Annotated in this window: 23 protein-coding genes and 1 tRNA gene; 11 read left to right on the top strand and 13 right to left on the bottom strand. The window is 59.5% G+C overall.

Annotated features, from left to right (window positions below):
• The first annotated feature begins 79 nt into the window (after positions 1-79).
• The 6 genes from ACJ8QI_RS20730 to ACJ8QI_RS20705 all read left to right on the top strand — a co-directional run bounded on the left by ACJ8QI_RS20730 (position 80) and on the right by ACJ8QI_RS20705 (position 5,831).
• On the top strand, positions 80-649 hold the full coding sequence (locus ACJ8QI_RS20730) for an HdeD family acid-resistance protein (RefSeq protein ID WP_033644791.1): 570 nt from the start codon (positions 80-82) through the stop codon (positions 647-649).
• A 135-nt stretch (positions 650-784) separates the two neighbouring features.
• Positions 785-1,123, top strand: coding sequence for a hypothetical protein (locus tag ACJ8QI_RS20725; protein WP_025304105.1), 339 nt, complete (start codon positions 785-787; stop codon positions 1,121-1,123).
• Between the two features lie 268 nt (positions 1,124-1,391).
• Positions 1,392-2,006, top strand: a complete 615-nt coding sequence (locus tag ACJ8QI_RS20720) for a 2OG-Fe dioxygenase family protein (protein ID WP_224217742.1) — start codon at positions 1,392-1,394, stop codon at positions 2,004-2,006.
• Positions 2,003-3,235: a cysteine desulfurase-like protein gene (locus ACJ8QI_RS20715; protein ID WP_442533010.1), complete on the top strand. Its 1,233-nt coding sequence runs from the start codon at positions 2,003-2,005 to the stop codon at positions 3,233-3,235. The genes ACJ8QI_RS20720 and ACJ8QI_RS20715 overlap by 4 nt, the downstream gene beginning before the upstream one ends.
• Before the next feature lie 95 nt (positions 3,236-3,330).
• Positions 3,331-3,678 (top strand): hypothetical protein, encoded by a 348-nt coding sequence (locus ACJ8QI_RS20710; RefSeq protein ID WP_442533009.1) that lies wholly within the window; start codon positions 3,331-3,333, stop codon positions 3,676-3,678.
• Between the two features lie 155 nt (positions 3,679-3,833).
• Positions 3,834-5,831: a BCCT family transporter gene (locus ACJ8QI_RS20705; RefSeq protein WP_047729946.1), complete on the top strand. Its 1,998-nt coding sequence runs from the start codon at positions 3,834-3,836 to the stop codon at positions 5,829-5,831.
• Positions 5,832-5,998: 167 nt separating this feature from the next.
• Here ACJ8QI_RS20705 and ACJ8QI_RS20700 read toward each other — a convergent pair.
• From ACJ8QI_RS20700 to prfB, 3 genes are all read right to left on the bottom strand, one after another.
• Positions 5,999-6,072 (bottom strand) — tRNA-Gly (locus tag ACJ8QI_RS20700).
• A 147-nt stretch (positions 6,073-6,219) separates the two neighbouring features.
• Positions 6,220-7,737, bottom strand: coding sequence for a lysine--tRNA ligase (lysS, locus tag ACJ8QI_RS20695; protein WP_033649459.1), 1,518 nt, complete (start codon positions 7,735-7,737; stop codon positions 6,220-6,222).
• A gap of 9 nt (positions 7,738-7,746) precedes the next feature.
• Positions 7,747-8,845, bottom strand: a protein-coding gene (gene prfB, locus ACJ8QI_RS20690) for a peptide chain release factor 2 (protein ID WP_096242572.1) whose coding sequence is annotated in 2 segments (ribosomal slippage) — positions 7,747-8,769 and positions 8,771-8,845 — 1,098 coding nt in all. Because the reading frame shifts where the segments join, the coding sequence is not laid out codon by codon here.
• A 261-nt stretch (positions 8,846-9,106) separates the two neighbouring features.
• On the opposite strand from prfB, the gene ACJ8QI_RS20685 reads away from it, so the two are divergent.
• Positions 9,107-9,493, top strand: coding sequence for a type II toxin-antitoxin system RelE/ParE family toxin (locus ACJ8QI_RS20685; protein ID WP_060422886.1), 387 nt, complete (start codon positions 9,107-9,109; stop codon positions 9,491-9,493).
• Positions 9,486-9,830, top strand: coding sequence for a helix-turn-helix domain-containing protein (locus ACJ8QI_RS20680; protein WP_060422882.1), 345 nt, complete (start codon positions 9,486-9,488; stop codon positions 9,828-9,830). The genes ACJ8QI_RS20685 and ACJ8QI_RS20680 overlap by 8 nt, the downstream gene beginning before the upstream one ends.
• A gap of 50 nt (positions 9,831-9,880) precedes the next feature.
• Here ACJ8QI_RS20680 and recJ read toward each other — a convergent pair whose 3' ends face one another.
• The 3 genes from recJ to xerD are packed head-to-tail and all read right to left on the bottom strand — an operon-like array spanning position 9,881 to position 13,263.
• The gene (gene recJ / locus ACJ8QI_RS20675) at positions 9,881-11,614 is read right to left on the bottom strand and encodes a single-stranded-DNA-specific exonuclease RecJ (protein ID WP_442533008.1); all 1,734 of its coding nucleotides are present in this window, start codon (positions 11,612-11,614) and stop codon (positions 9,881-9,883) included.
• Positions 11,615-11,620: 6 nt separating this feature from the next.
• Complete coding sequence (gene dsbC / locus ACJ8QI_RS20670) at positions 11,621-12,337, bottom strand: bifunctional protein-disulfide isomerase/oxidoreductase DsbC (protein ID WP_060441317.1); 717 nt, start codon at positions 12,335-12,337, stop codon at positions 11,621-11,623.
• Positions 12,338-12,363: 26 nt separating this feature from the next.
• Positions 12,364-13,263 carry a site-specific tyrosine recombinase XerD gene (xerD, locus tag ACJ8QI_RS20665; RefSeq protein ID WP_060441367.1) on the bottom strand — a complete coding sequence of 300 codons (900 nt, stop codon included), beginning with the start codon at positions 13,261-13,263 and terminating at the stop codon, positions 12,364-12,366.
• Between the two features lie 106 nt (positions 13,264-13,369).
• Here xerD and fldB point away from each other — a divergent pair, with 106 nt between their 5' ends.
• Positions 13,370-13,888, top strand: coding sequence for a flavodoxin FldB (fldB, locus tag ACJ8QI_RS20660; RefSeq protein WP_038871234.1), 519 nt, complete (start codon positions 13,370-13,372; stop codon positions 13,886-13,888).
• Positions 13,889-13,924: 36 nt separating this feature from the next.
• Here the strand turns inward: fldB and creD are convergent, their stop codons facing one another.
• The 5 genes from creD to sdhE all read right to left on the bottom strand — a co-directional run bounded on the left by creD (position 13,925) and on the right by sdhE (position 18,149).
• Positions 13,925-15,289: a cell envelope integrity protein CreD gene (gene creD / locus ACJ8QI_RS20655; protein WP_070913821.1), complete on the bottom strand. Its 1,365-nt coding sequence runs from the start codon at positions 15,287-15,289 to the stop codon at positions 13,925-13,927.
• Positions 15,290-15,369: 80 nt separating this feature from the next.
• On the bottom strand, positions 15,370-16,788 hold the full coding sequence (gene creC, locus ACJ8QI_RS20650; RefSeq protein ID WP_442533007.1) for a two-component system sensor histidine kinase CreC: 1,419 nt from the start codon (positions 16,786-16,788) through the stop codon (positions 15,370-15,372).
• Positions 16,785-17,480 (bottom strand): two-component system response regulator CreB, encoded by a 696-nt coding sequence (gene creB / locus ACJ8QI_RS20645; protein ID WP_033644777.1) that lies wholly within the window; start codon positions 17,478-17,480, stop codon positions 16,785-16,787. Before creB ends, creC begins: the two co-directional genes overlap by 4 nt.
• On the bottom strand, positions 17,480-17,902 hold the full coding sequence (locus ACJ8QI_RS20640; RefSeq protein ID WP_060422869.1) for a protein YgfX: 423 nt from the start codon (positions 17,900-17,902) through the stop codon (positions 17,480-17,482). The genes creB and ACJ8QI_RS20640 overlap by 1 nt, the downstream gene beginning before the upstream one ends.
• Entirely contained in the window at positions 17,883-18,149 is a 267-nt protein-coding gene (gene sdhE / locus ACJ8QI_RS20635; RefSeq protein ID WP_019455657.1) for an FAD assembly factor SdhE, read from the bottom strand. Before sdhE ends, ACJ8QI_RS20640 begins: the two co-directional genes overlap by 20 nt.
• Before the next feature lie 320 nt (positions 18,150-18,469).
• Between sdhE and ygfZ the strand changes: the two genes are divergently transcribed.
• Positions 18,470-19,462 (top strand): tRNA-modifying protein YgfZ, encoded by a 993-nt coding sequence (gene ygfZ, locus ACJ8QI_RS20630; protein WP_060422867.1) that lies wholly within the window; start codon positions 18,470-18,472, stop codon positions 19,460-19,462.
• 38 nt (positions 19,463-19,500) lie between these two features.
• On the opposite strand, the gene ACJ8QI_RS20625 is transcribed toward ygfZ, so the two are convergent.
• Positions 19,501-19,998 (bottom strand): DUF2165 family protein, encoded by a 498-nt coding sequence (locus ACJ8QI_RS20625; protein WP_060422863.1) that lies wholly within the window; start codon positions 19,996-19,998, stop codon positions 19,501-19,503.
• Positions 19,999-20,148: 150 nt separating this feature from the next.
• The gene (trhA, locus tag ACJ8QI_RS20620; protein ID WP_038871224.1) at positions 20,149-20,823 is read right to left on the bottom strand and encodes a PAQR family membrane homeostasis protein TrhA; all 675 of its coding nucleotides are present in this window, start codon (positions 20,821-20,823) and stop codon (positions 20,149-20,151) included.
• Between the two features lie 183 nt (positions 20,824-21,006).
• On the opposite strand from trhA, the gene ACJ8QI_RS20615 reads away from it, so the two are divergent.
• Positions 21,007-21,615: an HD domain-containing protein gene (locus tag ACJ8QI_RS20615; protein WP_025304127.1), complete on the top strand. Its 609-nt coding sequence runs from the start codon at positions 21,007-21,009 to the stop codon at positions 21,613-21,615.
• Positions 21,616-21,643: the final 28 nt, after the last annotated feature.

The raw sequence follows: 21,643 nt of genomic DNA, 5'->3' as shown, positions 1-21,643 counted from the left end.
GTCAAAAACCCCCAGACGGTCTATGCTAAACAGGTAAGGATGACTGATTAATTACCCAACGACGAAATGGAGTACTGTCATGTTGAACCTCGACCGCAATAATCTGCCCCTCCTGAGCGAAGAACTGCTCAAAAAGCAACGCACCACCCTGCTGATCATCGCCTTCCTGCTGCTGGCGGGCGGGATACTGTGCCTGGTCAATCCTTTCGCCTCCGGCGCAGCGCTGAGCATCGTGGTCGGCATCCTGCTGCTGTTGAGCGGCGCCGGGCTGATTATCGCCATGATCGCTAACCGGGCACAGAATACCTGGCCGATGATCGGCGGCATTTTGCTGGGCGTGGCCTACCTGATTATCGGCTATGTGTTCATCACCAGTCCGCTGGCGGGCATTCTGGCACTGGCGGTGTACCTCGCCGTGCTGTTCGCGCTTGGCGGCATCGCTCGCCTGGCAGCGGGCTACATGCGCCGCGGGCTGCCGGGCAACTGGCTGCAGTTCGTTATCGGCGTGCTCGACTTGATCATCGCCTGGATGCTGATCGGCTCAGGCCCGGCGGCATCGGTCACGCTGGTGACGGCCATCGTCGGCATCGAGATGCTGGTCAGCTCCTTTGCGCTGTTCCAGGCGGCGAATCTGTTTAAACGCGCCTGACGCTACCGGCCCGCCGCCGCGGGCCTCATCGCTTTCGTTGTTTCCAGACAAAACAAGGCGATACCCCCTCTGCTTGTCCGTGGTTATCTTCATCGGTAAGTGCCAATATAGGCGCAGACAAGGGAGCTGAAACCGATGACAACCCATTCCAACCCGTTGAACTCGCGGGAAGTCTGCCTGCAATTACGCCACTTCAATCAGGTAATCGGGCAACAATGCCGCAATATGGCGCGCCAAAAAACCACCTGCCCATGCTGCCTGACGGACATTGCCACCGGCTGCGATGCCGGTATCAAACTGTGTGGGCAGCAGCTAGCCAAACCCAACCCGCAAACCCCGTTATTCCGGCAGATTCGCAACTTGCTGCTCGATCTGCGCGCAGAAGCGATAGGAGTTCACAGAATAGACGTCCTGAACCGCACCAATAACGAAATATCCTGGCTGTTGCGCGAGCTGTATTTCGAGACGTTCTGAACATAAGGGCCGCGCGCCCATCGCTTAACGTCAATCGGCGCGGCTATCATCCGCGCCGAATTACGGCGACACCATTCTCATCTCCCCCTTATTCTCCCCCTTTTAGCGCGGGCGTTCATCCAGCTTTACGACCGCCGTCACACCTCGCCACCGCCAAATTGCGTTGGTTATAGAGTCGTCTACAATTCAATCGAATTACCCCCTACAACATCAGAAATTATTATTATTAGAGGTGATTATGTTACAGAAACACGAAAACGTAATAAGTATGACTGTACTAAGCCCGCAAGCCACCCAACAACTGATGCCTTCGTTTTCCTCCTTGCCCCACACGCAACACGCCGACGGCAAATATCGCCTGCGCCGTTATTCGGTCGTCAAATACCTCAACCCCAACGTCGCCGAAGTGGGGCCGCGCACCTTCATGCAGTCCGATCAGATAAACCATTTCCAGGGCAACGTGGTGCGCCGCTTCGAGCCTATCGACAGCGCCGTGCTGCAGAGCGCCGGCATGGCGGAGATGTGCAACCTGTTTGCCGAAAATAACGAACTGCCGGAAGGCGCCGAGATAGAGATCCACCAAATGCGCGTGGTCGCCATCCAAAAAGATACGCTGGTGGCGCCGGAAGGCATTCACCAGGACGGTTTCGACCATATCGCCATGATCGCCATTCACCGGCACAACATCGTCGGCGGTGAAATCATGCTGTACGACGACAGCCACCACGATCCCTTCTTTAAAAAAGCGCTGGCGGACGGTGAAGCCGTGCTGCTGGCAGACAGCAAACTGTGGCACAACGCCACGCCGATCAACGCCGTAAGCCCGAAAGAAGAAGGCTACCTGGATCTCTTCGTCCTCACCGCGCGGGGAGAGAAAGCATGACCTTTACACCCGAGCTCGCCCGCGCCCAGTTCAGTGCCCTGTCCCAGCACATCGACGGCAAACCGGCGATCTTTTTCGACGGCCCCGGCGGTGCGCAGGTTTCACGGGGCGTGCTGGAAAAAATGACGGACTACCTGGGGAAATACAACGCCAACCTGGGCGGGCACTACTTCTCCAGCCGAGTCACCGGCGAGGTGATGGGCCAGGCGCGGGAATCGGTGCGCGCCTTGTTAAATGCGCCTTCGCCCGACAAAATCGTTTTCGGCATGAATATGACCACGCTGACTTTCCATCTCAGCCGCATCATCAGCCGCGACTGGCAGGCCGGCGATGAGGTCATCGTCACCGCGCTCGATCACTACGCCAACGTCTCCAGCTGGCAGCAGGCCGCCGCAGACCAAGGGGCCGTGGTGCATCAGATACCGCTGGAGAGCGCCGACTGCGCATTGGATGCCGCGAAAGTGTGTGAGCGCATCAACGCCAATACCCGCCTGGTGGCGGTCAGCTACGCCTCCAACGTCACCGGCAGCATTGTCGATATCAGCGCCATCGTCGAAGCTGCGCATCGGGTCGGCGCGCAGGTGTATGTCGACGCCGTGCACTATGCGCCGCATAACCTGATTGACGTGCAGGCGCTGGGCTGTGATTTCCTGGTGTGCTCCGCCTACAAGTTCTTTGGCCCGCACGTCGGCATGGCCTATATCGCGCCGCAGTGGCTGCAACGCCTGCGGCCGTACAAAGTCGAGCCGGCCACCGATGTCGGCCCCGGCCGTTTCGAGACCGGCACGCAAAGCTTCGAGGCGCTGGCCGGCGTCGCGGCGGCGATCGACTATCTGGCGCAGTGGGGGACGCCGGGCGCGCCATTAAGGCAGCGTTTGCAGGAGAGTTTCGCCGCCTACCACCGGCATGAAGAGGCGCTGTGCCGCCACTTTTTGCAACGGCTGAAGCAACTCGACGGCGTGCGGCTCTACGGCCATTCACAGGCGGACAGCACGCGCCGCACGCCAACCTTCGCCCTGACCTTCAGCGGCCAGACGCCTGACGCGATCGCCCGCCGCCTGGGGCAGCACAACATCTGCGCCGGCAGCGGGCATTTCTATGCGCTGGGCCTGATCCAGCAGCTGGGGTTGCAAGACGGCGGCGTGCTGCGCATCGGCATGATGCACTACAACACCCAAGGCGAAATAGACACGCTGTTTAAGGTGATCGCCGAAGATATCCTCAGTTAACTCGCCACATCGGCCCGCTTACCTTATTGAGCGGGCCATCGCGGCACGCTGGGGGTAGAATCAAGGGGATTTTATTTTAGAAATGGATTTTTATTTTGCGAAAATATGCAGTTATCGCCGCAGCATTGATGATGTCTTCCTGTGCCACGCCGGAGAAATGGGAAGCGCAAACGGCAACCCCAACGCCCCTTGACGCGGCCAGAACCCACTGCCGGCAAGAAGCCGAACAGCGCTATCCCGTGAACCTGTCTTTGCACACCAGCTCGCCGACCTTCTCCTCCATGACGATCAACGGCACGGAGATCCCCAACGCCGGTGGCGGCGCTTTCCCCTCGGACAGCAATGAAATGCGCAGAACAGAATTCGTTAATGCCTGCATGAAGTTGGAAGGATGGGAAAATAAAAATAAGGTGACGGGATTATTGGCATTTTTATTTAACTAACGGCAACACAGAATAACTCGGAATTACCGCGCTCAGGCAGCGGTAATTCCGCCTTATTAACCGGCACCGACAGCCTGACTATTTTGCTACGATATAACAGGTTACACCTCTCCTCCATTCAGGGCGATAATCAAACAAATGGAATAAATCAATTTATGAGTGAGAAAGACACCCCCCTAAAAAAGCCGCAGAGCCATATCAACAAAGCGGTATTCTTCACCTCTGCAGTCCTCATTTTTCTTCTGGTCGCGTTCGCCGCCTTTTTCCCCGACGTCGCTGACAAGAACTTCAAGCTTCTGCAGCAACAAATTTTCACCAACGCCAGCTGGTTTTATATTTTGGCCGTGGCGCTGATTTTGCTCAGCGTGACGTTTCTGGGGCTTTCCCGCTACGGCGACATCAAACTTGGCCCCGATCATGCGCAACCCGATTTTCGCTACCACTCATGGTTTGCCATGCTGTTTTCAGCGGGGATGGGCATCGGCCTGATGTTCTTCGGCGTGGCAGAACCGGTGATGCACTATCTCTCGCCACCGGTCGGCACGCCCGAGAGCGTCGAGGCGGCCAAACAGGCCATGCGCCTGACCTTTTTCCACTGGGGGCTGCACGCCTGGGCGATCTACGCCATCGTGGCGTTGATTCTGGCCTTCTTCAGCTATCGGCATGGCCTGCCGTTGACTCTGCGCTCTGCGCTTTATCCGATCATCGGCGAACGTATTTATGGCCCTATCGGCCATGCCGTCGATATCTTCGCCGTCATCGGCACCGTATTCGGGGTCGCAACCTCGCTGGGTTATGGCGTGTTGCAGGTCAACGCCGGGCTTAACCACCTGTTTGGCGTGCCGATCAACGAAACCGTTCAGGTGATCTTGATCGTGGTGATTACCGGGCTGGCCACCATTTCCGTGGTTTCAGGGCTGGAGAAAGGCATACGCTTTCTGTCAGAGCTGAACCTTGGCCTGGCGCTGTTGCTCCTGGCCCTGGTCTTGCTGTTGGGGCCAACCGTCCTGCTGTTGAAATCCTTTGTGGAAAATACCGGCGGCTATCTGTCCGAGCTGGTCAGCAAGACGTTCAATCTGTATGCCTACGAGCCAAAATCCAGCAACTGGTTAGGCGGATGGACGCTGCTCTACTGGGGGTGGTGGCTCTCCTGGTCGCCTTTCGTCGGTATGTTCATCGCTCGGGTTTCCCGCGGCCGAACCATCCGCGAATTTGTCACGGGCGTGCTGTTCGTCCCGGCAGGCTTCACCCTCATGTGGATGACGGTGTTCGGCAACAGCGCCATTTACCTCATCATGGAACAGGGCGCGACAGACCTCGCCACTACGGTACAGCAAGATGTAGCGTTGGCGTTGTTTAACTTCCTGGAGCATTTCCCGTTCTCCAGCGTGCTTTCGTTTATCGCCATGGCGATGGTGATCGTCTTTTTTGTCACGTCCGCCGATTCCGGCGCCATGGTCGTAGATACGCTGGCTTCGGGCGGCTCCAGCAACACGCCGGTTTGGCAACGCATTTTCTGGGCGTCGCTGATGGGCATCGTCGCCATCGCCTTGCTGATCGCCGGGGGGCTCAGCGCGCTGCAAACCGTCACCATCGCCAGCGCATTGCCGTTCTCGGCCATCTTGCTGATATCCATTTACGGTTTGCTTAAGGCGCTGCGCCGCGACCTGACCAAGCGCGACAGCCAAAATATGGCCACCATCGCCCCCACCGCCGCCCGCAACCCCATTCCCTGGCAGCGCAGGCTGCGCAATATCGCCTATCTACCAAAACGCTCGCTGGTTAAGCGCTTTATGGATGAGGTTATCCAACCGGCCATGACGCTGGTGCAGGAAGAGCTGAGTAAACAAAACACGCTCAGCAGCATCAACGCCACTGCGGAAGACCGCATTCGTTTCGAGGTCGATTTGGGCGATGAGCTTAACTTTATCTATGAAGTCAGACTGCGCGGCTACAGTTCGCCGACGTTCGCTCTGGCCGGGTTGGATAACGATGAACAGCAAGCCGAGCAGCACAAGTATTATCGCGCGGAGATCTACCTGAAAGAAGGCGGCCAGAACTACGATGTCATGGGCTGGAATCAGGAGCAGTTGATCAACGATATTCTCGACCAGTACGAAAAGCACCTGCATTTCTTGCATCTGGTACGCTGAAGGCCAACATGCCGTCCCCCGGGGCGGCATTTTTTTGCCCTGCTTTCTTCACCACGGCGCTGATGATGCTGATGGGATGGCGGACAACCAGTGATAACGCTTACAGGGGCAAAGGATTGGGTTGGAGTAATCTTTCGGAGAATCAGGATATTTTCAGGAGGGAGTACTGGAGCGGGTGAAGGGAATCGAACCCTCGTATGCAGCTTGGGAAGCTGCCGTTCTACCATTGAACTACACCCGCATCGGTGTGCGACAGGCATTATAACCGGTTATCGGCGGCGGGCAAGCGGAGATGGCGCGTAACTGTCGATGTTTTAAGCGGTTAAGTCCGGTGGGCGAAAAAAAACCGGCGCAGTTGCCTGCACCGGTGGTTTCACGCTAAACGGAATTATTTCTGTGGGCGCATCGCCGGGAACAGAATCACGTCGCGGATGGTATGGCTGTTGGTGAACAGCATCACCATACGGTCGATACCGATGCCCAGACCGGCGGTCGGCGGCAGGCCGTGCTCCAGCGCGGTGACGTAGTCTTCGTCGTAGAACATCGCTTCGTCGTCGCCGGCGTCTTTGGCGTTCACCTGATCGGCAAAGCGCTGTGCCTGATCTTCGGCGTCGTTCAGCTCGGAGAAGCCGTTGCCGATTTCACGGCCGCCGATGAAGAACTCGAAGCGGTCGGTGATTTCCGGGTTAACGTCGTTGCGGCGCGCCAGCGGCGACACTTCAGCCGGGTACTCGGTGATGAAGGTCGGCTGAATCAGATGGCTTTCCGCCACTTCTTCGAAGATCTCGGTCACGACGCGGCCCAGGCCCCAGCTCTTCTCAACCTTGATGCCGATGGATTCGGCGATGGCCACCGCTTTGCCCATGTCGGCCAGGTCAGCCAGATCGGTTTCCGGGCGGTATTTCTTGATCGCCTCGGTCATAGTCAGCTTCTCGAACGGCTTGCCGAAGTCGAACACTTCGTCGCCGTACTGTACCTGAGAGGTGCCCAGCACTTTCTCGGTCAGGGTGCGGAACAGCGTCTCGGTCAGCTCGATCAGGTCTTTGTAATCCGCGTAAGCCATGTAGAGTTCCATCATGGTGAACTCTGGGTTGTGACGCGGAGAAACGCCTTCGTTACGGAAGTTGCGGTTGATTTCGAACACGCGCTCAAAGCCGCCGACCACCAGACGCTTCAGATACAGTTCCGGCGCGATGCGCAGGTACATGTCGATATCCAGCGCATTGTGGTGCGTGATGAACGGACGCGCGGACGCGCCGCCCGGGATCACCTGCATCATCGGGGTTTCGACTTCCATGAAGCCGCGTTCCACCATGAAGTTGCGGATAGCAGACATCACCTGAGAACGCACCTTGAAGGTGTTGCGCGATTCTTCGTTGGCGATCAGGTCCAGGTAACGCTGGCGGTAACGGGTTTCCTGATCCGCCAGGCCGTGGAATTTGTCCGGCAGCGGGCGCAGCGCTTTGGTCAGCAGACGCAGCTCGGTGCAGTGGATCGACAGTTCGCCGGTCTTGGTTTTGAACAGCTTGCCGCGTGCGCCGAGGATATCGCCCAGGTCCCACTTTTTGAACTGGTCGTTGTACACGCCTTCAGCCAGATCGTCGCGCGCGACGTACAGCTGAATGCGGCCGCCCACGTCCTGCAGCGTGACGAAGGATGCCTTGCCCATAATGCGGCGGGTCATCATGCGGCCGGCGACGGTCACTTCTACGCCCAGCGCTTCCAGCTCTTCGTTGTCTTTATCGCCGTACGCGGCGTGCAGTTTGTCGGAGGTGGAGTCACGACGGAAGTCGTTCGGGAACGCAATGCCGTTCTCGCGCAGGCCGGCCAGTTTCTCGCGGCGGGACTGCAGTTCGTTATTGAGATCCAGCGCCTGATCGGCGCCCTGTACTTGTTGTTCAGACATTTCTATTCCTCATAACCCGGCTTTCAAACTTGCCTCAATGAATTTATCCAGGTCGCCATCCAGTACGGCCTGCGTGTTACGCGTTTCGACGTTGGTGCGCAAATCCTTGATGCGGGAGTCATCCAGCACGTAAGAACGGATTTGGCTGCCCCAGCCGATGTCGGACTTGTTGTCTTCCATCGTCTGCTTATCAGCATTTTTCTTTTGCATCTCAAACTCGTACAGCTTGGCTCGCAGCTGTTTAAACGCTTGATCCTTGTTCTTATGCTGAGAACGATCGTTCTGGCACTGCACCACGATGTTGGTTGGCAGGTGAGTAATACGTACGGCGGATTCGGTTTTGTTGACGTGCTGACCGCCCGCACCGGAGGCGCGGTACACGTCGATACGCAGATCCGCCGGGTTGATTTCGATATCGATATCGTCGTCGACTTCCGGGTAGATGAACACCGAGCTGAACGAGGTGTGGCGACGGCCGCCGGAGTCGAACGGGCTCTTGCGCACCAGGCGGTGAACGCCGGTTTCAGTGCGCAACCAGCCGAACGCGTAGTCGCCGATGATCTTGATGGTGGCAGACTTCAGGCCCGCGACGTCGCCGTCGGACTCTTCGATCACTTCGGTCTTGAAGCCCTTGGCTTCAGCCCAGCGCAGGTACATGCGCAGCAGCATGCTGGCCCAGTCCTGCGCTTCGGTGCCGCCGGAGCCGGCCTGGATATCCAGGTAGCAGTCGGCGCTGTCGTATTCGCCGGAGAACATGCGGCGGAATTCCAACTGATCCAGCTTGCTCATCAGTTGATCCAGCTCGGCGACCGCTTCGTTGAAGGTCTCTTCATCGTCGGCTTCCACCGCCAGTTCCAGCAGCCCGCCGACGTCTTCGCCGCCCTGCTCCAGCTGATCGATGGTTTCAACGATGGCTTCCAGCGCGGCGCGCTCTTTGCCGAGCGCCTGTGCGCGCTCCGGCTCGTTCCAAACGTCCGGCTGCTCCAGCTCGGCGTTGACCTCTTCTAGGCGTTCCTTCTTGGCATCATAGTCAAAGATACCCCCTAAGAACCGCAGTCCGCTCGGACAGGTCCTGAATTCGGTTTTTTACCGGGTTAATTTCAAACATGGTTTCGTTCTTTTACGTTGATGTCGTCGATGGCGGAATGCCATTGGAACCGCTAATTCTAACGGATCCGGGCGGCAGTTTATAGCGAGTTGGTCAGTTTTTGTGGCGATCGGGCGACAAAGCGGGTGGCAGGGAGAGCAGGAATTTCGCCAGCGTTTTATTACCGGTGCCCCCCACGCCGCTAAGCTGTTCAAGTATTGAGCAAGGTGGTCATTGAGACTATAGTCGCTATGATGACTCACAGGGACAGGCGGTGCCAAAATGGACATTTTCGTCACGGATGATTTCGACAAATTTATGAAGAAAAATCGCATCGTCGATCAAAAGATTTGCACGGCGGCTCACGAACTCGCGCACGGTAACCATGACGGCGATCTGGGCGGTGGCGTCTACAAGAAGCGCATTTCGCTCAATCGGGGTAAACGGGGTGGAGCCCGATCCATCGTGGCGTTTAAACGCGGACATCATCAGTATTTTGTTGATGGGTGGCTGAAAAACGCCGTAAAACAGAGCGGTGCAAAAGAAATCAACGATGATGAATTGGCAACCTATCGCGAGCTCGCCAGAGATTTTCTTGCCATGCCGCCGGAAATTATCAAACGAGCCATCGATAGCGGCTACTTGCGAGAGGTGAAATGCGATGACTGATAATCGCCTGCTCAGACTGCAAAAAATGGCACAGCGTTTTAATGAGGTCGGTGCCGTGTCAGACGACACAATGCGCAACATCACTGCGCGAGTTCAGGCGCAGGAACAACATGCCCGGCGTGAACAGCATGAGCAAATGGACGGCGCACGCATCAAAATGCTGCGCAGACGGCTCGGCCTGAGCCAGGCCGATTTGGCGGCCGTGGTCAACATGTCGACCACCAGCGTACAAAAATGGGAACGTAACGCGGTAAAACCCCAGGGAGCCGCGCTCAGAATGCTGGAGATTATCGAACAGAAAGGGGTCGCCAGCCTGATCATCTCGCCACGAAACTGATGGGCGTTCGTGCACCGTTCACTTACCGCTGCACGAACGTCAATTTCACTTCAGCGCGGCCAAAGATGCTGGATCAGCAGCTGCACGTTGCGGTTGCCGCGAAACTCGTTGACGTCGAGCTTGTAGGCCAGTTCGACCTCGCGCACGCTGCTGTCTGGCCACAGCGTGGTGTCCACGTTGAACGCGATGCCGTCGAGCAGCGGGCCGCCGCCGAGCGGTTCCACCATCAGCTTCAGGTGTTTCTCGCCCACCAGCCGCTGCTGCAGGATGCGGAATTTGCCGTCAAAGGTCGGTTCCGGGAACGCCTGGCCCCACGGGCCGCCCTCGCGCAGCAGCTCCGCCGTCGTCAGCGACAGCTCCTGCATCGCCAGTTCGCCGTCGGACCAGATCACCCCTTCCAGCATCGCCGGATCGAGCCATTCTCCCACCAGCTCGCCGAAGCGCTGGCGGAACTCGTCGAACCTGGCCTCTTCCAGCGACAGCCCGGCCGCCATCGCGTGGCCGCCGAACTTCATCATCAGGCCGGGGTTCAGCATATCCAGCCGCTCCAGCGCGTCGCGCATGTGCAGGCCGGGCACCGAACGGCCGGAGCCTTTCAGGATGCCGTCACCCGCCGGCGCGAACGCGATCACCGGGCGGTGGAAACGCTCTTTGATACGCGAGGCGAGGATACCCACCACGCCCTGGTGCCATTCCGGGTGATACATCGCCAGCCCGTAAGGCAGCTCGGAGCTGGTGCGCTCCAACTGGTCGCACAGCTGCAGGGCTTCCACCTGCATGCCCTGCTCTATCTCGCGCCGCGTCTGGTTCAGCGCGTCGAGATCGTTGGCCAGCATACGCGCCTGCGCGATGTCGTCGCTCAGCAGCAGCGCCACGCCGATCGACATGTCGTCCAGCCTGCCGGCGGCGTTGAGACGCGGGCCGAGGGCGAAACCGAGATCGTTGGCCGCCAGCTGGCGGGCATCGCGGTTAGCTACCTCAAGCAGCGCGCGGATGCCCGGACGGCATTTGCCGGCGCGGATGCGGTTTAACCCCTGATACACCAGAATGCGGTTGTTGGCGTCCAGCGGCACCACGTCGGCCACGGTGCCGAGCGCCACCAGATCCAGCAGTTCCGCCAGATTGGGCATCGCCAGCGCGCGCTGTTCGAACCAGCCGCTGTCCCGCAGCCGGGCGCGCAGCGCCAACATCAGGTAGAACGCGACGCCCACTCCGGCCAGCGATTTGGACGGGAAGGCGCAGCCGCGCAGGTTGGGATTGACGATCGCTTCGGCCGCCGGCAGAGTCTCGCCCGGCAGGTGGTGATCGGTCACCAGCACCTGCATACCCTTGGCGTGCGCCACGTCGACGCCGGCGTGCGAGGAGATGCCGTTATCGACGGTGACGATCAGCTCCGCGCCGCGCGCCGCCGCCTGCTCCACCACTTCTGGGCTCAGGCCGTAGCCGTCTTCAAAGCGGTTCGGCACCAGGTAGTCGACGGCTGCGCCGCCCATGCTGCGCAGCGCCAGCACCGTCAGCGCGGTGCTGGTGGCGCCGTCGGCGTCGAAATCGCCCACCACCATGATGCGGCGACCGGCGGCCAGCGCCTGTTGCAGCAGGCTGACGGCGTCGTCGATGCCGTCCAGCTGTTGCCAGGGCAGCATGCCCTTGACGCCGCGCTCCAGCTCCTGCTCACCCTGCACGCCGCGCAGGGCGTAAAGCCGGCGCAGCAGCGGCGGCAAACTGGCGGGCAGATGCGTGTCGTCCGCCGCCGGACGGCGGCGTAGTTGCGTTTTAATACTCACCGGCGATTAACCACCGGCTTTGGTGGCGGCCTGGTGCGCATCCAGCATGGCGGCCATTTCTTTTGGCCCCTGATAGCCCGGGATCATCATGCCGTTTTCCAGAATGATCGCCGGCGTGCCCTGAATGCCGAACTGCACGCCCAGCTCGTAATGCTTGCTGATGTCAGTTTTGCAGGTGGCCGGAGAGATGGCGTCGCCCTTCATGGCGGCGTCGAACGCCTTGGCCTTGTCGGCGGTACACCAGATAGACTGCATGTCTTTCTCAGCCTGGGAAGCCAGCCCCTGACGCGGGAACGCCAGATAACGCACGGTGATGCCCAGATCGTTGTACTCTTTCATCTGCTGGTGCAGCTTATGGCAGTAACCGCAGGTGATATCGGTGAACACGGTGATCACGTGTTTCTCTTTCGGCGCTTTGTAGACGATCATCTGATCTTTCAGCGCGTCCATCTTGCTGCTCAGCAGTTGGTTGGTCACGTTGACCGGCTCTTTGCCACTGACGTCGAACAGCGGGCCCTGCAGGATGTGCTTGCCGTCTTCGGAGGCGTACAGCACGCCGCTGTCGGTCAGCACGGTTTTCAGGCCGTTAACCGGCGAAGGCTGCACGTCCGCCTGCTGGATACCCAGGCTGGCGAGCGCTTTTTTGATCGCCGCGTCATCGGCATGGGCGGCACCGGTCACCGAAGCCACCAGCAGAGAGAGCAGCATTAAACCTTTTTTCATTGTTCCAATCCTTTCGAACCCGCCGCTCAGGCGCGCGGGTGATGCTGTTGATGTAGCTGTTTCAGTCGTTCGGTCGCTACATGAGTATAAATTTGCGTGGTCGAGAGATCGCTGTGCCCTAACAACATCTGTACGACACGGAGATCGGCCCCATGGTTCAGCAAATGGGTGGCGAACGCGTGCCGCAACACGTGCGGCGACAGACGTTCGCTGTCGATGCCCGCAAGGATGGCATAGTGTTTGATGCGATGCCAGAACGTCTGTCGGGTCATTTGCTGGCAACGGGTGCTGGGGAACAACACATCCAGCGTCTGGCCGTTGACCAGCCACGGACGGCCGTGTTCCAGATAATTTTCGATCCAGTAGACTGCCTCTTCACCCAGCGGCACCAGCCGCTCCTTGTTGCCCTTGCCGATCACCCGCACCACGCCCTGGCGCAGGCTGACGTCGCTGATGCTCAGCCCCACCAGTTCGGAAACCCGCAGCCCGGTGGCGTACAACACTTCGAGCATCGCCTTGTCGCGCAGCTCCAGTGGTTGATCGACGCAGGGCGCCTGCAGCAGCGCATCGACCTGCGCCTCGCTCAGATCCTTCGGCAAACGCTGCGGCAGTTTGGGAGACGCCAGCTGCGCGGTGGGATCGTCGGCGCGCAGTTTTTCGCGATACAGGTACTGAAACAGGCGGCGCATGGCGCTCAGCAAACGCGCGGAGCTGGTGGCCTTGTAGCCGCCGTCCACCCGCTCGGCGAGAAAGGCCTGCAGATCCAACGCCTGTGCCTGCAGCAAGGCGGTGTTTTGATGGCCAAGCCAGGTGCCCAGGGCCTGCAAATCCAGCCGGTAGGAGGCCAGCGTATTTTCCGCCAGATTGCGCTCAAGCCACAGCGCATCCAGGAATTGTTCAATCAGCGCATTGTCTTGCTGTTGCACGCGGTCCTCTCTTTGTTGCATTTCCACCCGCGCCATTATGCCTTAAGCCGACGCAAATCAGGTATACTCGCTGCAATTCTCTAAACAGCAACGTAACGGTTTACACATGAAGATTGGTCTGTTTTACGGCTCCAGCACCTGCTACACCGAGATGGCGGCAGAAAAAATCCGTGAGATTCTGGGTGAAGACCTGGTCGACCTGCACAACCTGAAAGACGTCTCTCCCAAGCTGATGGAGGACTATTCCATTCTGATCCTCGGTATCCCGACCTGGGATTTCGGCGAACTGCAGGAAGACTGGGAAGCGATCTGGCCGCAGCTGCCTGCGCTGGATCTGAAAGGCAAGATCGTCGCCATGTACGGCATGGGCGATCAGCTCGGTTACGGTGAGTGGTTCCTCGACGCGCTGGGTATGCTGCACGATCAGATCGCGCCGCTGGGCGTGCAGTTCGTCGGCTTCTGGCCGACCGACGGCTTCGAGTTCACCAGCCCCAAACCGCTGAGCGCCGACGGCAAACACTTCGTTGGCCTGGCGCTCGATGAGGTCAACCAATACGATCTGAGCGAAGAGCGCCTGCAGCAATGGTGCGAGCAGATCCTGTTGGAGATGGAGCCGCTGCTGTAGCCGCTGTCGGGCGCTGAGCGCGCCCGATTTCCCCACTTATTTCCACAGACGGAAGCGTGGCTCCTCTTCCCCGGCCGGCGTTTCCTTGGTCAACCGCGCCGGATCCGCCACCTGATACCAGTCCAGCTTGCGCGTCAACAGCATAATGCCCGCCAGAATGGCGAACAGCAGCCCCGCCCCCAACACCAACGCATTGTCCTCCGACTGCAACAGCAAATAGAGCACGCCGTACAACAGCAATAGGCTCGCGGCGAACAGCGCACCGCGCAGCTTGCCGCGCAGTACGGCGCTCAGATAGAAGCCGATCAGACCGCTGCAGGCGATGCTGGCCGCCAGGTAAGCGAGAGCGAATCCCAGGTGTTCGGAGAAGGCCAGCAGAATCAGGTAGAACAACACCAGCGCCGCGCCCACCAACAGGTACTGAATTGGGTGCACCCGCAGCCCGGTCAGGGTTTCGAACAGGAAAAACGCCATAAACGTCAGCCCGATAAACAGCAGCGCGTATTTGACCGCGCGCTCGGCCAGCTGATAGTGATCGACCGGTTCGACCAGGCTGGCGCTGAAGGCCGGCAGCTTGTCCTCATCGATAATGCTATCGTCGTAATGGAACGCACTGTTGATATTGTTGGCGAACCAGGTGCTGCGCCAGCGAGCGCTAAACCCTTGCTCCGTCACCTTGCGTTCATCAGGCAGGAAGTTGCCGAGGAAATTCGGGTGCGGCCAGTTGCTTTGCAGCTGCAATTCGCTGCTGCGCCCCAGCGGCACCAGCGACAGGCTGCTAGTGCCCGCCAGCGTCAGGGTGAAGTCGGCGTTCAGCCCCTCTTTTTGTTGCAGCGCCGCCAGCGTCAGCGGTGCGTGGATCCCCTGGCGCAACGATCCCACGCCGGTGCCCGGTTCAAACGCCACCGGCTGCGGTATTTCCAGAGGAGAAATGCTCTTGATGCCGCGAGAGTCGCTCAGCGCCACCAGCAGGAACGGCTGGCCGAGGGTCACGTTGGCACGTTGCAAATCCGCCAGTTCCGGCTGGCCGAAACGCACCTTGAAGTTCAGCGGCCCCTGGTAAACCTGCGTCTGATAAATGCCCAGTTTACGCACCTCTACTTTCGGCGCCCCCAGCACCTGAAGCGACTCCGGCAGCAAATAGCGGTAATGCTGCACCCGCTGCACTACCGTTTGTCCTTTCTCGTCTTTCTTCTCTTCTCGTTCGACGTAGGGAATGACAATCAACGGGCCGAGCACGCGCTGTGCCCCGCTGGTGCTTTCGCTTACCTGCCCGACCACGCTTTGCCGATAGCCGCTGCGTTCGTCGATCACGCTCATCAGTTGGGCGATGGGGATCAACATCACCACCATCAATCCCAGCAGCGTGGTTATTTTCCAGAAAAGTACCGATTTCATCATGCTCGCTCCTCATAGGTAATGAGGCCACGATAAAACCCGCAGGTGAAATCAGAATGTGGTTATGTGAAGGGAAGGTGAAGTCACAGCGATAACCTGAAAGTCGCTTCCACCCCGTGCGGCCGGCGGTTGCGCAGGTGAATGCCGCCATGATGCAGGCGGGCGACCTCCTGCACGAAGTTCAGCCCCAGCCCGCTGCTTTTTGGCCGTTCGGCGCGCGGCAGCGAATAAAAACGTTCGAACACCTTATCGAGCGCATAGTCCGGAATGCCGCTGCCGTCATCGCAAACGCTGATGCAGTAGTGCTGTTCCCGCCGTTCGCCTCGTACGCTGACGCAACCGCCCGGCGGGGTAAAGTCGATCGCGTTGTCCAGCAGGTTGGTCAGCGCCTGGCTGATCAGCAACGCATCGCCGTTCAGCGTCACCTCTGCCAGCGCCTCCAATTGTAACCTGACGCCGCGCTGCGTCGCCTGCGCCTCTTTGCCCGCCACCGTCTGGCTGACCAGCGCCGCGATCGCGATGGGCGCGGTCTCCATGTCTGGCCGACTCTCCAGCCGCGCCTGCACCAGCAGTTTGTCCACCAACTGCTGGATGCGTGCGCTTTGCTGCTCGATATTGGTGAGAAAACGCCGGGCGGTCTCCGGCGGCGGCAACTCTTGCAACAGCTCTGCCGCGCCCCTGATCGCCGCCAGCGGGCTTTTCAGCTCATGCGTCAGGGTATGTGCATACTGTTCGATATATGCTTTGCCTTCCAGCTTCAGTCGCATGCTCTCCAGCGCCTGCGCCAGCTGCGTCAGTTCCCGGCCGCCCATTTTGGGCAGCGGCGCGTTTTCTCCCTGCGCCACCCCGTCGGCATAGCGCACCAGCCGGCCTATCGAACGGGTGATCCACCAGACGAATACCGCCCCGATCAGCAACGCGATCCCCAGCAGCAATGCGCCGGCCCACAGAATGCGCCGTTCGCTGCGTTTGATCACCGGCGCCATGGTGCTGTTGGGTTTGCCCACGGTGAGTACGCCGATAATACGCCCTTGTTCTATCACCGGCGCGGCCACATACATCACCGAACTGTTTTCATCCTGCGGGTCGCTGCGGGTACTGCGGGCGCCGTACTGGCCGCGCAGCGTCCGATAAACGTCATTCCAGCGCGAATAGTCCTGCCCCTGCGCGCGGCCGGCAGAATCGAAGATAACTCGCCCCTGGGCATCGGTAAGATAGACGTGGTATTCGCTGCGATCCTTGCGGATGCCGGAGATATTTGCGCCGATCGGCCGCTGGTTCAGCTGCGTAAACGCCTGCGCCAGTTGACCATGCGCCGCATCGCCGCGCTGCATGTCCTGACGGGCGATCTGCGCCAGCAGGTTAGCGGTGTCCACCAGCGTGCCTTCGGTAGCGCGCCGCACGCCGGGCTTCACTTCCTGGACGAAAATGCTCAACACGAAGTACCCGGCTACCGCCACGATCAGAAAATATCCCAGCAGCAGGCGCAGCCCAATTTTCATGGCTGGCGGCTCACGCTGTAGCCCAATCCGCGGTGGGTGTGGATGGGCGGCTCACCGGGTTCCACCGCACGCAGCTTGGCGCGCAGCGTTTTGATGTGGGTGTCGACGGTGCGATCCAGGCTTTCTTCCGCCTGCGCCCAAACGCTTTCCATCAGTTGCTGCCGCGAGAACACCCGTCCGGGCGCCAACAGCAGAGTCTTCAGCAGCAGGTATTCGTAACGGGTCAGCGGCAGCGGCCGCTGATGGTAGGAGATGGTGGCCGCGTCTTCGTCGAGCGTGAAAGCGCCGAAATGGTAGCGCGCGCTCTGTTGCAAGCGCTGCTGCTTATACAGGCGGCGCAAAATGGTGCGCACCCGTGCGCTAACCTCGCGAGGGGAGAACGGCTTGGCGACATAGTCGTCGGCGCCGATCTCCAGCCCGATCAGGCGATCTACTTCATCACTGCGGGCGGTAAGAAACAGAATCGGCAGATCGGCCGCCTGAGCCAGCAGGCGGCGACACAATTCAAAGCCGTTGATATCCGGCAAACCGACATCGAGGATAGCGAGCGCGGGCGCGCCTTGCGCCAGCGCCTGCAACGCCGGTTCCGCGCGTTCGAACCAGCGCACCTCGAAGCCTTCGCTCTCCAGCGTGTAAACCAGCGTATCGGCAATGCTGGGTTCATCCTCCACCAACCAGAGTACGGGTTTCATCAGGCCTCCTCGCCGTCACCCGCCGGCGGATACAGCAACAGCTGCCGCAGGTGGCGCCACTCCTCTTTGCTCATGCAGTCGGAAGCCAGCCACAGCCGGCGGCGCTTTTTGCCCTCCGTCGGCTGCAGCGTCAGCAGCATGCCGTAACCCGGCATCCACGGTTTTTTCGCCAGCCGCCACTCGCGGCCGTGCCAGCTGAAGCGCCGGTCCGCCAGCAGCCGCAGCTCGCCCTGCACCGCGGCGATGCGCTTCTGGCTGCGAATGCACTGAAACACCACCAGCGTCAGCAACACCAGCCAGAGCGGGCCCAAGCCTTCCGGCCAGGGCGAAATCAGGATCAGCAGGATCAGAACGCCGTGGGTCAACAGGGAAAACAGCTGAGTGCGCCAGGAAATGCGGATATCACATCGCCACTGGGCCACGGTCTTTATTTCGCGTTTGGATCAGGGTCACCATTCTCTGCAGCTCGCTGTCCTGCGGCGCGCCATGATTCATCAGCCAGTTGAACAAATCGGGATCGTCGCACTCCAGCAGGCGGATGAACAACGCCTTGTCCGCGTCATTCAGGCTGTCGTATTCGTATTCGAAGAACGGCATGATGGAGATGTCCAGCTCGCGCATGCCACGGCGGCAAGCCCAGTGAATACGTGCTTTGTTGTTAATATCCATGTTGTTATGACTCACCTCTTTTCAGCGCGGCAGCGCCAGCGCAGGGTTCAAATGACACACTGTATGGCAACGCCGTCGCAATATAATTCCATCAGCCGGGGATCTGTCTGCAAGGGTGCCCAAGCCGCAAGCCTATAGAGTAACAATTTGACATACACGCCGGGAAGGCGCTTTGCTGCGGAAAACGTAATAAAGCGCAAAATGCCAAAAAAAGCGCCCCCCGGCCCCACGGCGCGAATAACAGTTTGCAAAGCCCGCCGCCTCTTTTACCATGGGTTCAATACCCTTCAGGTAAGCTAAACGTTGAGCAGGAACTTACTATGGCGCATAACATTCCATTCCCACCCCGTCAGCCCTCCGCTTCCACCCATCTGCCCCTGACGCTGATCTCGCTGGAAGATTGGGCGCTGGTGACGCTGAACGGGCCGGACACGGTGAAATATCTCCAGGGCCAGGTGACGGCGGACATCGACGCGCTGGCGGCCGATCGGCACGTGCTGTGCGCCCACTGCGACGCCAAGGGCAAAATGTGGAGCAACCTGCGTCTGTTCCACCGTGGCGAAGGCTTCGCCTATCTGGAACGCCGCAGCGTGCTGGACAGCCAGCTGGCTGAAATCAAAAAATACGCGGTATTCTCCAAAGTCACCATCGCCGCCGATAACGATGCGGTGTTGCTGGGCGTCGCCGGTTTCCAGGCGCGCGCTGCGTTGGCGGGCCTGTTCGCTACGCTGCCGGATGCCGAACACCCGGTGGTGCAGGACAGCGAGACTACGATTCTGCACTTCAGTGCACCGGCGGAACGTTTTCTGCTGGTGACCCGCCCCGCCGTGGCCGAACAGCTGATCGGCAAACTGCATGACCAGGCGGAACTGAATGACAGCGGCCAGTGGCTGGCGCTGGAGATCGAAGCCGGTTATCCGGTTATCGACGCCGCCAACAGCGCGCAGCTGATCCCGCAGGCCACCAACCTGCAGGCGCTGGAAGGCATCAGCTTCAGCAAGGGCTGCTATACCGGTCAGGAAATGGTGGCGCGCGCCAAATTCCGCGGCGCCAATAAGCGTGCGCTCTACTGGCTGGAAGGTAAGGCGGCCCGCGCCCCGCAGGCGGCGGAAGATCTGGAGCTGCAGCTGGGTGAAAACTGGCGCCGCACCGGCACCGTACTGGCGTCGAGCCAACTGGCCGACGGCACGCTGTGGGTACAGGTGGTGATGAACAACGATTTGGACGCCGACAGCAAGCTGCGGGTGCGCGACGATGCCGCCAGCCAGCTGGCGATCAAACCCTTGCCCTACTCGCTGGCCGAAGAGAAATAATCCATCGGCCGCAGGCGCCCTGCCTGCGGCCGTCTTCGTTACTCGTCCAACTCCCCGTCGCGCTGCACCAGATAGATCAGCACCAGGATGATGGTGACGAAGAAGCGAAACGCATCGGGCACGCCGTTCCATTGTTTCGACATCCACATGCCGAACCACTCCCCCCCAATCGACATAAAGCCGACCTGCCAGGTGAGGAAACCCAGCGTCAGCCCCACTACCGCCAGTTTTTTCCGGCCGTTGAAGGTTTTAGCGGGCAGTTTCAGGCCGCACAGCAGTCGCAGGCCGCCGATCCAGCACAGCAGCGCGGTCAGGCTCTCCAGCGCGATGATGAAGATATAGCCGGCGTGATGCAGCCACGGCGTCTGTATCGAACGGTAGCCAATGGTGGCGTCGGGAAAAATGGTGTCCATCATAAAGACGTGGCGCACAAAGGCGAAGTTGGAGCCGTAATCGGTAATATTGCCGAAGGCCACCAGCGAAGCGAACAAAGCGATAGCGCAGACCAGCAGCGCTTTGGATAAGCGAACGATCATCGTGATGAGTCCTGAACAAAGTTAAGAGAAAGAGTATGCGGGCTCAGAAATGAAAGAACGGGCTTGCTGGATACCCGAAAGAAGCAAGCGCCTCTTTTTTAAAACAAAAGAGGCGCCTGTTCAATACGCATTCAGACGTAGCGATAACGTTTAGACGTACAGGTAGATCGCCATGAAATGGCAGGCGCTGCCGCCGAGCACGAAGGCGTGCCAGATGGCGTGGCCAAAGCGGATGCGCTTGGAGGCGTAGAAAATCACGCCGAGGGTATAGACCACCCCGCCTATCGCCAGCAGCGTGACGCCGCCGGCCTCCAGCCGCGTAACCAGCTGATAAATCACGATCAGCGACAGCCAGCCCATCGTCAGGTAGGTCACCAGCGACAGGGCTTCAAAACGGTGGGCGAAGGCCAGCTTGAACAGCACGCCCAGCAGCGCCAACCCCCAGATTACCGCCATCAGGCCCTTCGCCAGCGGCGAGTCCAGCCCCACCAGCAAAAACGGGGTGTAAGTCCCGGCAATCAGGAGATAAATGGCGCAGTGGTCAAATTTTTTCAGCCAGTGCTTGGCCTTCTGATGCGGGATCGCATGGTACAACGTGGAAGCAAGAAACAGCAGGATCATGCTGCCGCCGTACAGGCTGTAACTGGTGATGGCCGTCGCATCGGCGCCGGTATTCACCGCCTGCACCAGTAGCAACACCAGGCCGACGATACCGAACACCAGCCCGATGCCGTGGCTGATGCTGTTGGCGATCTCTTCCGCCCACGGATAAGCCGCGGCGACAATCTTATTGTTCCCGGCTTTCACTACGTCCGTTTTCCCCATAACGCGCAACCCCTCAAAATGCCCTGCTTTGTGCGAAATTAACGCAAAGCAGCTTAACTGAGAATAATTCCAGTGTACACGTGTACGCTAAAATAAAAATGTGAACGCGTGTAACCATCGAAATCGCTCGCCCGGTGGTCTACAATCGTCAGGCTTCAACCCACCCACCTTGAGGTTTACACCATGTCATCCGCTGTACCCGCGTTAGATTTCGGCTCAATGACCCAGGTCATCCAGTTCCTGATGGAAATCGATAAGTTGAAAGGCGTGCAACGCCGCACCAAAGTGCTGGGCACCCAGCGCCAGGAAAACTCCGCCGAACACAGTTGGCACTTCGCCATCGCCGCCATGAGCCTGGCGCCCTACGCCGGTGATGACGTAGACATTCAGCGCGTGATCCAGATGGCGCTGCTGCATGACATCGTGGAAATCGACGCCGGCGACGTGCTGGTCTACGATCTGGCGGCCCGCGCGGCGATCCACGATCAGGAAGTGGCGGCGGCGCGCCGTCTGTTCGGCATGTTGCCGGAGGCTCAGCGCGAGTATTTCACCGCTTTATGGCAGGAATATGAAGATGGCGAAAGCGCCGATGCACGCTTCGCTTTGCTGCTGGATCGCACCATGCCGATGCTGATGAACCTGCACAATGAAGGCCAGAGCTGGGTAGAGAACGGCATCAGCCTGGAGCAGGTGCTGGCGCGCAATGCATCGATCGCCGACGTGCACCCCGAGCTGTGGCACCACATGGAACAGCACCTGCGCGATGCGCAGCGCAAAGGCTGGTTGAAGTAAGTGAACCGGGCTGCCGCGGCAGCCCTTC

It is taken from the genome of Serratia sp. CY84636 (assembly GCF_052166245.1).
Classification (GTDB): domain Bacteria; phylum Pseudomonadota; class Gammaproteobacteria; order Enterobacterales; family Enterobacteriaceae; genus Serratia; species Serratia nevei.
The sequence above is the reverse complement of the archived record's forward strand: the minus strand, read 5'-3'. Positions and strand labels throughout refer to the sequence as shown.

Bases quoted from the DNA above. Each gene is read 5' to 3' on its own strand.
- creC (WP_442533007.1), bottom strand. From the start codon at position 16,788: ATGAAAATTGGGCTGCGCCTGCTGCTGGGATATTTTCTGATCGTGGCG.
- creD (WP_070913821.1), bottom strand. From the start codon at position 15,289: ATGATGAAATCGGTACTTTTCTGGAAAATAACCACGCTGCTGGGATTG.
- ACJ8QI_RS20615 (WP_025304127.1), top strand. From the start codon at position 21,007: ATGTCATCCGCTGTACCCGCGTTAGATTTCGGCTCAATGACCCAGGTC.
- ACJ8QI_RS20730 (WP_033644791.1), top strand. From the start codon at position 80: ATGTTGAACCTCGACCGCAATAATCTGCCCCTCCTGAGCGAAGAACTG.
- ACJ8QI_RS20680 (WP_060422882.1), top strand. From the start codon at position 9,486: ATGACTGATAATCGCCTGCTCAGACTGCAAAAAATGGCACAGCGTTTT.
- fldB (WP_038871234.1), top strand. From the start codon at position 13,370: ATGAAGATTGGTCTGTTTTACGGCTCCAGCACCTGCTACACCGAGATG.
- ygfZ (WP_060422867.1), top strand. From the start codon at position 18,470: ATGGCGCATAACATTCCATTCCCACCCCGTCAGCCCTCCGCTTCCACC.
- ACJ8QI_RS20715 (WP_442533010.1), top strand. From the start codon at position 2,003: ATGACCTTTACACCCGAGCTCGCCCGCGCCCAGTTCAGTGCCCTGTCC.
- trhA (WP_038871224.1), bottom strand. From the start codon at position 20,823: ATGGGGAAAACGGACGTAGTGAAAGCCGGGAACAATAAGATTGTCGCC.
- ACJ8QI_RS20725 (WP_025304105.1), top strand. From the start codon at position 785: ATGACAACCCATTCCAACCCGTTGAACTCGCGGGAAGTCTGCCTGCAA.
- ACJ8QI_RS20625 (WP_060422863.1), bottom strand. From the start codon at position 19,998: ATGATCGTTCGCTTATCCAAAGCGCTGCTGGTCTGCGCTATCGCTTTG.
- ACJ8QI_RS20705 (WP_047729946.1), top strand. From the start codon at position 3,834: ATGAGTGAGAAAGACACCCCCCTAAAAAAGCCGCAGAGCCATATCAAC.
- ACJ8QI_RS20685 (WP_060422886.1), top strand. From the start codon at position 9,107: ATGGACATTTTCGTCACGGATGATTTCGACAAATTTATGAAGAAAAAT.
- sdhE (WP_019455657.1), bottom strand. From the start codon at position 18,149: ATGGATATTAACAACAAAGCACGTATTCACTGGGCTTGCCGCCGTGGC.
- dsbC (WP_060441317.1), bottom strand. From the start codon at position 12,337: ATGAAAAAAGGTTTAATGCTGCTCTCTCTGCTGGTGGCTTCGGTGACC.
- lysS (WP_033649459.1), bottom strand. From the start codon at position 7,737: ATGTCTGAACAACAAGTACAGGGCGCCGATCAGGCGCTGGATCTCAAT.
- ACJ8QI_RS20720 (WP_224217742.1), top strand. From the start codon at position 1,392: ATGACTGTACTAAGCCCGCAAGCCACCCAACAACTGATGCCTTCGTTT.
- creB (WP_033644777.1), bottom strand. From the start codon at position 17,480: ATGAAACCCGTACTCTGGTTGGTGGAGGATGAACCCAGCATTGCCGAT.